The sequence below is a fragment of the Roseateles sp. AC306 genome, assembly GCF_979253795.1.
This window is the reverse complement of the sequence record NZ_CEEDEB010000110.1, coordinates 1-250: the sequence shown is the minus strand read 5'-3', so window position 1 is coordinate 250 and position 250 is coordinate 1. Positions and strand designations below refer to the sequence as shown.

General features: G+C 70.8%; 1 protein-coding gene. It reads right to left on the bottom strand.

What is annotated here, in order from left to right:
- On the bottom strand, positions 1-228 hold a 228-nt coding region (locus tag AC0IZJ_RS28595), incomplete at its 3' end, for an efflux RND transporter permease subunit (protein WP_471855654.1).
- Between the last annotated feature and the right edge of the window lie 22 nt (positions 229-250).

Here is a 250-nt window from a genome sequence, read left to right as displayed (position 1 = left end):
GATCCGCCCGGGCGCACCGGTCATCTCGCGCTCGATGATGCTGATGCCGGCGTCTTCCAGCGTCTGCGCGGAGGCGCCGGGGTAGGGGACCGACAGCGAGCTGGCGGGCGGCGCGACGGGCGGGTACTGCGCGACCGGCAGCTGCGTGACCGCGGTGCCGCCGAGGACGAGGATGAAGAGGGCGATGACCCACGCGAAGATGGGTCGGTTGATGAAGAACTGCGCCATGTGGCGTCAGCCGCATCGACGC